Source organism: Sorangiineae bacterium MSr11954 (assembly GCA_037157815.1).
In the GTDB taxonomy this organism is placed as follows: Bacteria; Myxococcota_A; Polyangia; order Polyangiales; family Polyangiaceae; genus Pendulispora; species Pendulispora albinea.
In genome coordinates this window covers 4,857,556-4,870,059 of record CP089984.1, presented here as the reverse complement: position 1 = coordinate 4,870,059, position 12,504 = coordinate 4,857,556, and the positions used below count along the sequence as shown (strand labels likewise).

The 12,504-nt window shown below is 65.9% G+C and carries 11 protein-coding genes; 7 read left to right on the top strand and 4 right to left on the bottom strand.

The genetic code is table 11. The features are described from left to right. The 3 genes from LZC94_19205 to LZC94_19195 all read right to left on the bottom strand — a co-directional run bounded on the left by LZC94_19205 (position 1) and on the right by LZC94_19195 (position 3,784). The gene (locus tag LZC94_19205) at positions 1 to 504 is read right to left on the bottom strand and encodes a hypothetical protein (GenBank protein ID WXB19345.1); all 504 of its coding nucleotides are present in this window, start codon (positions 502 to 504) and stop codon (positions 1 to 3) included. Between the two features lie 143 nt (positions 505 to 647). Beyond that, positions 648 to 2,126: an alpha/beta hydrolase gene (locus LZC94_19200; GenBank protein ID WXB19344.1), complete on the bottom strand. Its 1,479-nt coding sequence runs from the start codon at positions 2,124 to 2,126 to the stop codon at positions 648 to 650. Between the two features lie 410 nt (positions 2,127 to 2,536). Beyond that, complete coding sequence (locus LZC94_19195; protein ID WXB19343.1) at positions 2,537 to 3,784, bottom strand: hypothetical protein; 1,248 nt, start codon at positions 3,782 to 3,784, stop codon at positions 2,537 to 2,539. A gap of 476 nt (positions 3,785 to 4,260) precedes the next feature. Between LZC94_19195 and LZC94_19190 the strand changes: the two genes are divergently transcribed. From LZC94_19190 to LZC94_19170, 5 genes are all read left to right on the top strand, one after another. After that, complete coding sequence (locus LZC94_19190) at positions 4,261 to 5,106, top strand: NAD(P)H-binding protein (protein WXB19342.1); 846 nt, start codon at positions 4,261 to 4,263, stop codon at positions 5,104 to 5,106. Positions 5,107 to 5,352: 246 nt separating this feature from the next. Further along, entirely contained in the window at positions 5,353 to 5,754 is a 402-nt protein-coding gene (locus LZC94_19185) for a hypothetical protein (GenBank protein ID WXB19341.1), read from the top strand. Between the two features lie 130 nt (positions 5,755 to 5,884). Further along, positions 5,885 to 6,061 (top strand): hypothetical protein, encoded by a 177-nt coding sequence (locus tag LZC94_19180; protein ID WXB19340.1) that lies wholly within the window; start codon positions 5,885 to 5,887, stop codon positions 6,059 to 6,061. Further along, on the top strand, positions 6,062 to 6,493 hold the full coding sequence (locus LZC94_19175; GenBank protein ID WXB19339.1) for a hypothetical protein: 432 nt from the start codon (positions 6,062 to 6,064) through the stop codon (positions 6,491 to 6,493). It begins immediately after the preceding gene. Positions 6,494 to 6,938: 445 nt separating this feature from the next. After that, complete coding sequence (locus tag LZC94_19170; GenBank protein WXB19338.1) at positions 6,939 to 8,045, top strand: acyltransferase domain-containing protein; 1,107 nt, start codon at positions 6,939 to 6,941, stop codon at positions 8,043 to 8,045. Positions 8,046 to 8,090: 45 nt separating this feature from the next. Here the strand turns inward: LZC94_19170 and LZC94_19165 are convergent, their stop codons facing one another. After that, positions 8,091 to 9,659 carry a hypothetical protein gene (locus LZC94_19165; protein WXB19337.1) on the bottom strand — a complete coding sequence of 523 codons (1,569 nt, stop codon included), beginning with the start codon at positions 9,657 to 9,659 and terminating at the stop codon, positions 8,091 to 8,093. A gap of 153 nt (positions 9,660 to 9,812) precedes the next feature. Here LZC94_19165 and LZC94_19160 point away from each other — a divergent pair, with 153 nt between their 5' ends. Together LZC94_19160 and LZC94_19155 are read left to right on the top strand one after the other, a co-directional pair. Further along, positions 9,813 to 11,255 (top strand): PLP-dependent aminotransferase family protein, encoded by a 1,443-nt coding sequence (locus LZC94_19160; GenBank protein ID WXB19336.1) that lies wholly within the window; start codon positions 9,813 to 9,815, stop codon positions 11,253 to 11,255. A 462-nt stretch (positions 11,256 to 11,717) separates the two neighbouring features. Further along, the gene (locus tag LZC94_19155) at positions 11,718 to 12,401 is read left to right on the top strand and encodes a hypothetical protein (GenBank protein WXB19335.1); all 684 of its coding nucleotides are present in this window, start codon (positions 11,718 to 11,720) and stop codon (positions 12,399 to 12,401) included. The last annotated feature ends 103 nt before the right edge of the window (positions 12,402 to 12,504 follow it).

Sequence of the window (12,504 nt, the reverse complement as noted above, 5' to 3'; positions counted from 1 at the left end):
TTACTCCTGCGAGAGCCTCCAGATTTCGGCGCCGTCGCGCGGCGTCTCGTTCACCCACTCGAGCCCCTCTTCGAGGAGGGTGATGTGAAGCTGCGTCACGGTGGCGGGACCGCCCCCCAGGTTCTTGATCGCGTTGGTGTCCACCAGGACCTCGAGGTCCGGCAGCTCGGAGGGACGCGCGAACGCCGCGTCTTCGGCCGCGTCGCACACGCGCCGGACGAGGATCCCGACAGGCCTCGTGAGGAGCGTGCCCTCGGCCCGCTGCCGCGCCGCCTCGGGGTCGAACGGCGATTCGGCGGTCGCGCGCTGCTGCTGCTCGCGGAGCGACGCGCGCCGGACCAGGCGCTGGAGCAGCTTCGTCGCCGTCTCGCGCACCGTCTCGAGGACGATCGCGTCGGACAGCGCGACACCGCCGCTCGCCTGTTGCCGATCGAGCCACTCATCGGCGAGCTCCCGCTGGAGATCGGCCGCGAGGCGCGCGCTGGCATCGCGGTCGGTGGACATCGTCGCCAGCAGGCGCCGGGCATCGGCGGCGGCGCGCGCATGCGGACCCGCCGCACCATGGCCCAGGCCCGACGCCCGTCGAAACGAGCTTACGTCCTTGTCATGACGGGTGAAATCCCGGCGCCGAGATGGGCCGTTCAGCCTCAACGCCGCGGGCGCGGCGCAAGAGGAGAGAGCGGAGAGAGAGGAGAGAGCGGAGACAGCAACCCGAGATCGATCTCCGGCGAATCCAAGCTCGTGCTCGGCCACACCGCTTCGCAATGGGTATTCTTGGGCGGCGCAACCAGCGTGGTCAAATACCGATCGATGCGCTCGGCCGTGCACGAAAGACCGTAATGGCCATGGCCGACTCCATCGTAGTGGAGCAACACCGAGGTCCGGAGCTGCCGATGCGATGCGATGTTCCAATCGTAGGGTGTGGCCACATCATGGCGCGAGGTCACCATCAGAATGGGCGGTGCGGTCGGCGCCCAAAGGCGGTGCTGCGGGTTGTTGACCTCGACGGGAAAACCGAGACAGCCGGTGATGTCACCCCAAAAGGCGGTCATCCGCGTGTGCGGGTACATGGCCTCGAGGACACGACGGTAGGTATCGAGCTCGCGGAAGTTGCGGATGCGAAACTTCCAATCTTCGCAAAGGATGGTTTGGTACGCGTACTCGGACACTTCGTCGTCCGCCGCCGCGCGCGGCACGTCGCGCGGTGTACCGTTATCCAGGCTCGACAGGCTCGACAGGCCTGACAAACTCGAGAGACGCTCGGCAAACGCCAACCATTGGCGGCCAGGATTGTACATCGAAACATGGACGGCCAACCGCAACCCCTCCACCCCCAACGGACGCCCGGTCGCCGGATCGATGAGCGTGCCGGCCGCAGCCCGCTGGTACAAGTCGTCCCACACCGCGGCGACATCCCGGCCATGGAGCTTGCACGCAGGCGTACGCTCGCACCAATCGACGAATGCGACGAACGAGTTTTCGAGATCCTCCGTGTTCGCCTGCAAATACTGGAAGGCGGATGTGACGCTATGATCCATGTTCGAATCGAGGACCATCGCGCGGATCCGCTCGGGAAACTCCTCGGCGTACTGCTGGCCAATTTGCGTTCCATAGGATACGCCGTAGTAGGAGAGCTTCCCCTCCCCGAGCGCCGCGCGGATGGCATCCATATCGCGAACGGTGCTCAACGTATCGACGTGATCGAACACCGGCCCCGTGTGCGCGCGGCAATCCTCCCCGAGCCTGCGGTTGATCGCAAGGAGCTCGCGGTATTCGGTCTCCGTCTTCGGAAATGCAAACGAAAGCTCGTTCAGCCGATCCACACTGCACAGCACGGGCCGGCTGCGTGCCACACCGCGAGGATCCCAGCTCACCAGATCGAATCGCCTGCGCAAAACGTTGGTCGCCGGGAACCTGTCGCGTAAAATGTAGGAGTCGATCCCCGATCCACCGGGGCCCCCCGGGTTCAAAAAGAGGACACCGAGGCGATTGTCCGGTTCGAGTGCACGTATCCGGCCAATGGCGAGATCGAACGTCTCGCCCTTCGGATGGGCCCAGTCGACGGGGACCCGAATCGTCGCGCACTCGCCAACGGTGCCACATGGCGCCCACGCAATGTCCGACACCGGACGTGGCACTGTCGAAAGAACATCCGACGGCGCATCAAACTGCGCATTAACGTGCACAGACGCCTCGCGTTCCGGCGTCGTGTCCCGTGCCTCGTCACTGCACCCGGCAAAGACCGACAATCCAATGGCCGAAAGCCCCACCAAGCCAAGCCGAAATTCCATAACCAGCCAACATGTCTATTGGCCATGTACACGTCAATCCCAATACCCGCTCCGTCTCGCGGAAAATGAGCCCGCGATCGGGGCGAGCGGCTCGATGTACTTTACACAGTCGGTGCGCGGGAGCGCATTCATTCGACCAAGCGCGCCACTCGAAACTCGGAGTGGGGCCACCGCATCTGGGCGGCCCCCGTCACCGCGGTCACCGCATGATCCGCGTCTTGCTCGGTATCGATGCGGAGCGTCGCTCAAGGAAGGACCGCCAGCGCCCCGTGAGCGCGCGCGGCGGGTTGCGGACGACCGGTGTATTCCCTCCAGAATTTTATCTTCCCGTCCCAGCTCCACAAGTGCGGATACGGGGTGGCGGGGTTCGCGCTGGATCCGCCAAAGAAGAGCGCGTAGTCACCGAAGACGGGAAACGTCTCGATCGCGCTGCGCGCGGGGGGATCGGGCTGGGTCACCTCGGTCCAATTGCTCCCGTCCCACTCCCACATATCCGAAAAGGGGGCGCCACCGGTCCCGCCGCCAAAGAGGAGGATCTTGTTTTTGAACGTGGTCATCGCGTGGCCCGCGCGCGGCGGCGGAGACCGGACCGGAGAGAGCTTGGTCCAGCTCGATCCGTCCCATTCCCATGTATCGGTCTTATACGTCGTGACATAGTTGGTCACGCTGTAACCGCCAAAGAGAATGACCTTGTTGCCGAGGGTGGCCATATTATGCCCGGCGCGCGCCGGCGGCGGGGTCACTGGACGCGAGGCCCAGTTGGTACCATCCCATTGCCACGTGTCATCGAAGTACGTCGAACGTTGCGCGTCTTGACCGCCAAAGAGGAGCACTTTGTCGCCGACGGCGGACATGGCCATGTCGCTGCGCGGAGATGGAGACGTCGCCGGGCTTCGTTGGGTCCAACGCGTTCCGTCCCATTCCCATGTATCGTTGAAAGCACGGAGCACCCCATCCTCGCCGCCAAAGAGAAAGACGTTCCTGCGGAATGTCACGGTACGGCTCGCGCGGGCCGGCGGGCCGGCCACCATCCGCTGAACCCAGGAGCCCCCCGTCCACTCCCACGTATCGCCCAGATACCCGGCGCCGTCGTGGCCTCCAAACAAGACCACCCGCGTACAGCGGCTGGCGCTGCACACGGACAGACCACCGCACACCTCGCACGCGCCTCCGCCCGAGCCGCACGTATCGCGTTGCGTTCCGGGATGGCAGACACCCCCCACGCAGCAGCCGGTGCACGAGGTGCTGTCGCAGGTGCACACGCCCGACACGCAATGCAGTCCACTCCCACACGAGCCCGTGGTGCACGTGCCGCGGCATCCATCGCTCGCGTCGCACGCGTTCGCATCGCAGCTCGACATGCACGTCTCCCCACGGGCATCCCCCGATCCGCCGCCATCGCCCCCGGGAGGATCGCCCCGTGAGCCATCCCGGTCGGAATCCGCCCCGCCGGACGACGTGCAGTGGACGCCGAGCACGACCGCGAGGGGCATCGCGAGAAAGAAAAACGGGGTACGACCCTTGTATCGATGGACGTGATTCATGACACTCGACGGTTGAGCGACTTGCGCGCACGGTCTCGACGGCCGTGCATCTCGAACGGCGCGCGATCCATCCGGCGAACGAATTCCGCCGGCCGCGGTGCGCATCGCAAAGCGCGTGCCGTTGCGGTGGTGCTTCGTTTCATGGAGGGTCGAGCCCGTAGGCGTGAGCGATCGGGTACTCGAGAACCCGGAGCTGGGCAACCGCGAACCCATCGCCGGCGTGGACTCGGCGCTCGCTCCGGATGATTTACCAAACGGCGGGCTGACCCGCGAATCGAACCGAAGTCGTCGACGTGATCCGAATGCGACAAAATCATGGCGATGGGCGACAAACGTTCTGGTTGCGCCGAAGATGCGATATCGCCTTGACCTCGACTGGGCCGGAGGTCGTATACGACTCGGTCCAACTTCGTATCGGAGGCAGCATGATTCTCGTGATTGGAGCGACGGGCAACGTGGGCAGCGAGGTCGTGCGCGGGCTCGCGGCGGCAGGAGCGAGCGTAAGGGCGCTCACCCGCGATCCGGCCAAGGTGAAGGTGCCCGAAGGCGTGGAGCTCGCCGAGGGCGATCTCGCGCGCCCGGAGACCTTGGCGGCGGCCGTGCGCGGGGTGGAGAACGTGTTTCTGATGGCGCGCGCTCCGCACCTCCACGAGCATGTGCGCCATGTCGTGCGGGCGGCCGAAGGCGCTGGGGTCCGGCACATCGTCTTTCTCTCCTCGCACGCGGCCGACCCCGAGAGCGACGCTCCCCTTGCCCGCTGGCACGGCGAAGCGGAGAACGAGCTGCGCGCATCGCGCATGGCCTGGACCATGGTGCGGTGTGGTGCATTCGCGACCAATCTCCTGTTCTTTGCGCAGCAGGTGCGCGAGCGCGGCGCGCTCCCCTCGTGGCCTTCGAGCGATGCCCGAATCGCGGTGGTCGACCCCGCAGACATCGCCGCGGTGGCGACCGTCGCGCTGACGCAGCCTGGACACGAAGAAAAGACGTATCTGGTGACGGGCCCGGAGTCGCTCGGCATGCTCGAGCAAACGCGCATCCTCGGTGAGGTGCTCGGTCGCGAGCTCGTCTACGAGGTTCTGCCGGACCCGGTCCTTTTGCAAATCGCACAGGGCCTCGGTCTCGCCGAGCACGCCGAGGCGTTCGTGCGCCAACTTCGAGCCGATGGCACCGGCCGCGAGTCGCACCCGACATCCACGATCCACGACGTGACCGGTCGCGCGCCGCGCACCTTTCGGCAATGGGCCCACGACCACGCGAACGCGTTTCGCTGATCGGGCCCGAGCCGCGCGGGGCCATTGGCGGTCGTTCGTCACGGTCGCCCTCGCGATTTGAAGCCCGACGAATAACGAACCGCCGGGAACGTCTGACCGAGATGGCCCGCCTTCCGCGACGATTCCCGTGTAAAGAAGCTCCAATTTCACGAAGAGGGCATTTTTGCGCGCGATCAGGGGCGTCCCACACAAGGCGGACGCGCCGTCGTATTCATCGATGGCGGTCGGGGCTACAGGGAGTTCTCCGTGGAGAGCGTACAGGACGAACGCCCCGCGCGACGCATCCGGCTGATGACCGACGACGTCGGACGGTGGGCGCTCTCCGACGATGGGCATTTTCTTGCGTATGCAACGATGTCGACATTGCAAATCGCATCCGTGGAAAACGGCGCGATCGTGTTCCAAGCCCCCATCCGCGGCGCTCGTGCATTTGCGGTCTCGAACCGCTACGTCGCGGTCTCGGACGACGGCGTCCTCCGCGTGTGGACCCTTCTGGGCAAGGAAATGGGGAGCGTGAGCTTGGCTGCGCTCCACGATGCGGTCACCGCCGTGGCGATTCGGCCGGACGAATCGGGGGTGGTCGTTGGGACGGCGCGTGGTCGGGTGTGGGAGCTTGCGATCGGCGACGGGATCGCGCGGGCACGATGACGTTCGAGGCGTACGTGCATGAAGCGCCCTTCCGTGTCGGATAAAGGCTAGCTCTACCGTAATTTGCCGCGAAATCGTCGCTCAATGCGATGGATTTGCACCTGCTCATTCGTTCAGCTACGTCCATGGAATGTTGGCTCGAACGCACTGGCCTGCCCTCCTCCACGACCTCGCGCGACGCATCGAAGAGGCCCACCGGGAGCTCGGGCTGCACGTCCGCGTCGAGGCGTTCGACGACGACTACGAGCTCAGCGTCCGCATCCCGCGCGCCGCGACGCGCGCCACCAACGAAGCGAAGGAGGCCTAAATGGGACTCGGTTTGGCCATGGATATGGCCGTCCACGCCATTCGCACGTGCGCAGGTTCCCTCGATTGCATTTCACGCCGGCGTGGCTGGCGTGTGGAGACTGTGGTCAATAGCCGTGGGGAATTGGCCATCTCCGTCTTGGTCCCTCGCGAATACGAGAGCGAATGGGAGAACGAACCGCGCACGAGCGCCGGAACGCGTCTTCCGCTCGAACGTTGTCCGCCCGCCATCGGTGCCCTCGGCTCGGCGCTGATGGCCGTCGTCGGCGATCGCGGTCATCGTCGCAGTTGGCTGCGCGTCTTCCGCCGTCTGCTCGAAGGGCGCGATCTCTGGGTCTTCGAGATCGCCGTCCCCTTCTCCGAAAATCGGGCGCAGCACCCGGTCGAGAACCGTCGCGAGTCGCGAAAACGCGGGGCGCTCGAACCGAGGTAGGGACGGTCGAAGGCCTGTCCGCCGACGGCATGCCCGCGCGACGTGATCTCCGGCATCCTACCGTCGGCGCCTACATGCGCGCCGGTCGACCATGACCAGGATGACTCCATGCCTCGCGCCGATGCGGATCGGGCGCTCGTCGATTCGATGCGGTTTGCCGCTCCAATGGGATAGGTGCACCCACACATTGGATAAGGAACCGGATCGTCGAGCTCGACGGCACATCGATACATGTACCAACGCATTGGTACATGTATCGATTGGGAAGGTACATCGCGAGGAGCTCACCATCTTCGTGGTGGTTGTTTTTCTGCGGATGAATCAGCGACCACCCGCGGTGTGCCGCGATGGCATCTCGTTTGCTGTCACGCGGCCGAGGATCGATGACCGGTCACGGGTGACCGCATCGTCGCATCATCGCCATTGTCGTCGAACGACATATCGAATGACTGAACGCCCTATCCAGCCGGTCGCCTTCCTGTTTCCCGGTCTCGGCGATCCCTATCTCGGCATGGGCCGCGAGCTGTATCGCACGCTGCCCATCTTTCGCGCATGCATCGATCGCTGCGCCGCGCTGCTTCAGCCGGAGCTCGGCGTCGATATTCGCGATATCATCTACCCGTTGGGTGCCTTCGCCTCCGAAGATGCCGGCCTCTCCGGCGGAGGGCGCGACCTTCGGCGAATGTCGCGGGACCACCGCGCCTCCTCGATTCCCGAGGAGTGCCGGATCCATGAAGCGAGGCACGCGCAGCCGGCTCTCTTCATCGTCGAATACGCACTGGCAAAACAGTGGCTGGCGTGGGGGCTCCGGCTGGAGACGATGCTCGGCTACAGCCTCGGCGAGTACGTCGCGGCGTGTCTGGCGGGTGTCCTGTCGCTCCAGGACGCACTCTCGCTGGTCGCGCGCCGGGCGCAATGGATCGAGTCGCTCCCTCCGGGGGCCATGCTCGCCGTCATGCTCCCCGAGGCGAACGTGGTGGCCATGCTCGGCCCCCATCTCGCGCTGTCCGCGGTGAACGGCCCCGAATTTTGCGTCGTCTCCGGCCCGCCCGAGGCCATCGCGCGCGCCGAACGAGAGCTCGGCGAGCGCCGCATCGCGACGCGTCGCGTGCATGCCTCGTACGCCTATCACTCCCCCATGATGGCCCCCATCGCCCCCAAGGTAGCTCGCTTGCTGGAGGGCTACACCTTGAAGCCGGCCCGCATTCCATACGTCTCGAACGTGACCGGCGCGCTCATCACCGCCGCCCAGGCCACCGATCCGGCCTATTGGTCCGCTCATCTTTGCAAACCGGTGCGTTTTGCCGAAAGCCTGGGCGCCTTGCCGTCTCCGGTTTTGCTCGAGGTCGGCCCCGGACAAACGCTGAGCCGCCTGGCCAGGTCCTCTGCCCCGACCATGGGCGCGCGCATCCTGCTGCCATCGATGCGCCACGATGCCGATCCGGACTCGGATATGACGGTCCTCGGGAAAGCCATCGCGGGCCTCCTGACCCACGGCGCTTTGCCCATCGGCGAAGACCTCTTCGAAGCGCCGCCCGCCGCCGAAGATTGAATACCTCTTTCGCCACCGCGCCGGCCCCCGCGCGCACGGAGCAGGTCAGCGAACGCGCGCCGCGCGAAGCCCGGCGCGCCCAGCCTCGTCCGTCGCATAAATGATTCGGGTCTTCGTGCGGTTCACGAAGAAGTTGAGCCTCGCGTTCGTCGCAATGACCGTCGTGCCATCACGAGCTGCCGCGAGGTCGACGAGCTTCACGTCGACCGTGGACAGGAAGACGTTCGACGCGTTCAATTCGAAATGGTCGCCGACGGTCACGAAGCTGCCTGCGGCCGGGATCGCGCGCGCGGGCAAATCGTCGCTGATGTTCCGGTGCGAACGATCCGCGAGCCGCGTGGCCACCAGCGGTCCGGCCCCCGTCGCGGGATCCGTGACATGGTTGGTGACGACGAAGCGCGCGTCGTCCGTGAATGGATTGCCGCCGGCGGTGGTGTTCGCGAGGGTGCCGTCGAGGACGAAGGTCCTCGGGTCGCAGGCGCGCGCGTGCAGATCGGCCAGGTGGAGATCCGTGAGCCCCGTCTGCGGATCGGCGTTCGCCGCGTAGAGAAGCCACCGGCCATCGCGCGAGGTCGGCGGTGCATGGATCGACTCCGAGCCCGCACCGAAGCCATAGACCGACGCCAGGGTCGGGACGACGGTGATGGCTCCGTGTCCGGCGCGCACGGTCCGCCGAAGATGCATGCCGGGCACGGTGGGGTCGACCGTTTTGTCCGTATATAGAAGCGCGCCGTCCGCCGCGAAGAACGCGAGGCTCGAGGGCACAGTGTCGATCGGCCTGACGTCGTTCTCCGTGATGAGCACCGGCGTGGGTGCCGTGGGACCGGCGCCCTCGCGTCGAAGGGTTGCGATGTGGCTCCGATGCGGATCCACGAACAACCTTGGCCGCGCAAAGATCCCGTGAACATCCCGCCGGACTCCGTTGCGCCAGGTGGTGAGGGTGGCGGTCGGCTCGTCCCCGATGCACGCGGCCGTGGCCGGGTATGCGTCGTCGCCATGGCCGAGGAACGTCGCTTCGGGCCGGCAGGCCCCCGCGGGAAAGCTCATGTTCGCACCGCGCACGAGCGTCTCGGTGTGCGCGAGGTCCGCGGACGCCAGGACGAGATCCCCCACCGAGCCCGCCGCGTCGGAGTGCGTGGGGAAGACGATGCGACGGCCGTCGTCGCTGGCCGTGGTCACCAGGGTGCCGACCGCGGATGACGCGGATGCAGCGCGCGCTCCATGGGCGGCGGTCCACACGACCAGGGGGCTCACCCCAAAGCCGGGCAGCGCGTAGTCGGGGTTCGTCCAGATGAACGCGACCTTTCCCGAGATGTAAATGAACGCGGTGTTGTCCCCCGGCACGTCGGCGAGCTTCGTCCGAGGTGCCCCCGCCCGGAGGGCGCTGACATAGACCGCGCGCCCGTCCTGGTAAAATGCGTAGTCGTCGTCGGTGACCGCGAGAGGGATGAACGCGGTCCCCGCCTGGAGCAGGACATCGCGCCCGCGATCCGCCGCAGCGAGCGGCGATTCTTCGGCCGTCGCAGTGTCCACGTTGCCGCCGCCGCCGCCCGAACACGCGGCCAGCATGCTCGCGGTTGCGACGAGAGAGAGCCTGGATCGCCTTCGTGACATGGTCGTGGCTCCTTGTGTCAGGATCGTGTGGCATCGTTGGATGCGTGGTATGTTTGCTGTACGCACGGGCGCGCACGCCACCAGGGGCCAGTTCGAAGATGGCGAGTAGCCCAGCGAGGGCGATGGCGCTTCCAAACCTCTTCGAGTGGGCTCATGCGCGCGCGATTCACGTTAGAGCTGCCGGAATCGACCCTCCCGCTGTTCCTCCGCATCGCGCACGCCATCACGGACAGCATCCGCAGCGGACGGCTGCGCGAAGGCGAGGATCTGCCTTCGACCCGTGCGTTGTCGAACCAACTCGGAGTCCACCGCAAGACCGTCGTCGCCGCCTACGCCGAGCTGCGCGCACAGGGCCTCGTCATCAGCGAGCGAGCCCGCGGCACCTTCGTCGCGCGCGACCTGCCGCCCTCGCCTCCCGCGCGCCGTGCTTTGCCCTTCTCGGAGCACCCCGGCTTTCACCTGCCCTCGCTGGCAGCGCCGTTCACCGGCACCCCGCGCGCGCCCGGGACCTTGCTCCTCTTGGGCGGCGTTCCGGAGCTGCGGATCACCTGGCGACGCGAGCTCGCGCGGGCCTATGGGCGTGCGCTTGGACGCTCGGACGCCGCTCGCCTCCTCGACTACGGGGATCCACGTGGCGAGCCCCATTTGCGGCAGGCGCTCGCCGATCTGGTGCGCCGCACGCGCGGGGTCCCTGCCCCGATGGACGGGGTCGTGGTCGTGCGCGGCGCGCTGCAAGGGCTCTACCTCGCGGCGCGCGCCCTGCTGCGGGCGGGCGACTGCGTGGCCGTCGAGGAGCTCAGCCACCCATCGGCCATACGCGTCCTGCGTCTCGTCGGCGCGCGCGTCGAGCCCCTCCCGCTCGACGCCCAAGGGCTCGACGTGGAGGCGCTCGGCGCGCTCTGTGCGCGCATGGCCGTGCGCGCCGTTTACCTGACGCCGCATCATCAGCTCCCCACGACCGTCACCCTGACACCGCCGCGGCGAAAGAAGCTCCTCGAGCTGGCGAGCCGGCACGCGTTGGTCGTCTTGGAAGACGACTACGATCACGAATTTCACTACGACGGCCGCCCCACGCTGCCCCTCGCCGCGGCGGACCGCGCCGGCGTCGTCGTGTATCTCGGGACGTTCTCCAAGGTGCTCGCGCCGGGTTTGCGCGTGGGCTTCGTCGTCGCCCCTCCGGCGGTCGCGCGGCAGCTCGCGGACTATCGAACCTTCGTCGATCAACAAGGCGACCATGTCCTCGAGCGCGCCGTGGCCGACCTCATCGAGGAGGGCGATCTCGAACGCTTCATTCGCCGCGCACGGCGCGTGTACCAGGCGCGCCGCGACGTCTTGTGCGAGGCGCTCCACGCGGCGATCCCCGGGCTGGAGCTGGTGCGGCCCGTGGGCGGAATGGCAGCATGGGTGCGCGCACCCGGCGTGGACACCGATATCTGGGCGGAGCGAGCCTACGCCGCCGGCGCGGCGTTCCAGCCGGGGAGCATCTTCGGCGTGAACGAAGCTCCTGCCCACTACGCGCGCGTCGGCTTCGCAGCTTGCAACACGCGCGAGCTCGTCGAAGGCGTTCGGCGCATGGCCTTGGCGCTCCCGCGGTAAGCGCGCTCACCCCCGCGAGCTTTTGCGCCCTCGCGAGCTTTTGCGCCTTCGCGCCGGCGATCCGGAAAGCGACCGAGCCGGCGAGCCTCGAACGATGCCCCATTTGTCACCCGGACACCGCTCGTGCCACCCAAAGCCGGTACACCTTCGACCTGCCCGAGAGGGATGATTCACGCGCCATCGCGTCGTCGTTCGTCTACGTCGAACGTTTGCGGGAAGCGTGAAGCACCATTGGCCTGGCGCATCGCGCATGGCACATCGAAGTCGCCAAACATGGCGGGCGAAGTCCTTTTGGAGTGATTCCGCGGCAACCGCACATAGGCTCTTCTACTATTTCCGCTACGGCCGGACGAAGTGCCTTGTTTAGATGTTTACGCAACAACACATCAACCCGTGGCGTCGATGGTCCCAACGTCATTTTGCGTCTGGATTTCGTCAGAACATTGTTTACATAGCTTCAATATGCTCTCCGACATCCTCACGTTCATCACGACCGTCGGCTGGACAGGCGCTTACATCGTCCTCATCTACCGCGGGTTCAAAGACAAAACGTGTGGGATGCCGCTGCCGGCGCTCGCCCTGAACATCACGTGGGAATTCACCTTCTCGTTTCTCCGCCCCAACGCGATTCCCATCCAGCTCGTGAGCAACGCCGTCTGGTTCTTTCTCGATTTGCTCATTCTTTACACCTACCTCAAATACGGGCGCAAAGAGTTCTCCAAAATAGCCGATCCGAAATGGATGGTGCCCTGGACCCTCGCGGCCATCGCCACGGGCTTCTCGGTCCAGCATTTTTCGAATCTGCAGTTCTTCGACGATCAAGCGCACAACATGGTGGAGAACTACTGCGCATTCTTCATCAACCTGATTATGTCCGTTGCCTTCGTCGATATGCTGGCCCGCCGCAGGAACACCGAGGGACAATCGATGATCGTCGCCGTCGGCAAGTGTCTCGGCTCGCTCGCGGCGGGTATCATGAACTATACGGAGACGCACCACGCTTTGGTCGTGGTCTTGAGCATCGCGACCCTTCTGTTCGACGTCATCTACATCGTCATGCTGCATGGAGCGCTCCGCACGGAACGCTCGCCCCACGCCATCACCCCCGACCACGTGCGCCCACTCGGCGCAGACGCCGCCGAGTAGATCGTGTCGAGGACGAGAGGGCGTCGCGCGCCAAATGTAAAACGCACTGCGTCGATGCATGATTTCCTCGTCTGGACGTTGTCGCTAAGACGTCGCCCGTTTT

Excerpts from the sequence above, each read along its gene's own strand:
- LZC94_19205 (WXB19345.1), bottom strand. The coding sequence starts at position 504 with ATGTCCACCGACCGCGATGCCAGCGCGCGCCTCGCGGCCGATCTCCAG.
- LZC94_19195 (WXB19343.1), bottom strand. The coding sequence starts at position 3,784 with ATGCCCCTCGCGGTCGTGCTCGGCGTCCACTGCACGTCGTCCGGCGGG.
- LZC94_19190 (WXB19342.1), top strand. The coding sequence starts at position 4,261 with ATGATTCTCGTGATTGGAGCGACGGGCAACGTGGGCAGCGAGGTCGTG.
- LZC94_19180 (WXB19340.1), top strand. The coding sequence starts at position 5,885 with ATGTTGGCTCGAACGCACTGGCCTGCCCTCCTCCACGACCTCGCGCGA.
- LZC94_19175 (WXB19339.1), top strand. The coding sequence starts at position 6,062 with ATGGGACTCGGTTTGGCCATGGATATGGCCGTCCACGCCATTCGCACG.
- LZC94_19170 (WXB19338.1), top strand. The coding sequence starts at position 6,939 with ATGACTGAACGCCCTATCCAGCCGGTCGCCTTCCTGTTTCCCGGTCTC.
- LZC94_19165 (WXB19337.1), bottom strand. The coding sequence starts at position 9,659 with ATGTCACGAAGGCGATCCAGGCTCTCTCTCGTCGCAACCGCGAGCATG.
- LZC94_19160 (WXB19336.1), top strand. The coding sequence starts at position 9,813 with ATGCGCGCGCGATTCACGTTAGAGCTGCCGGAATCGACCCTCCCGCTG.
- LZC94_19155 (WXB19335.1), top strand. The coding sequence starts at position 11,718 with ATGCTCTCCGACATCCTCACGTTCATCACGACCGTCGGCTGGACAGGC.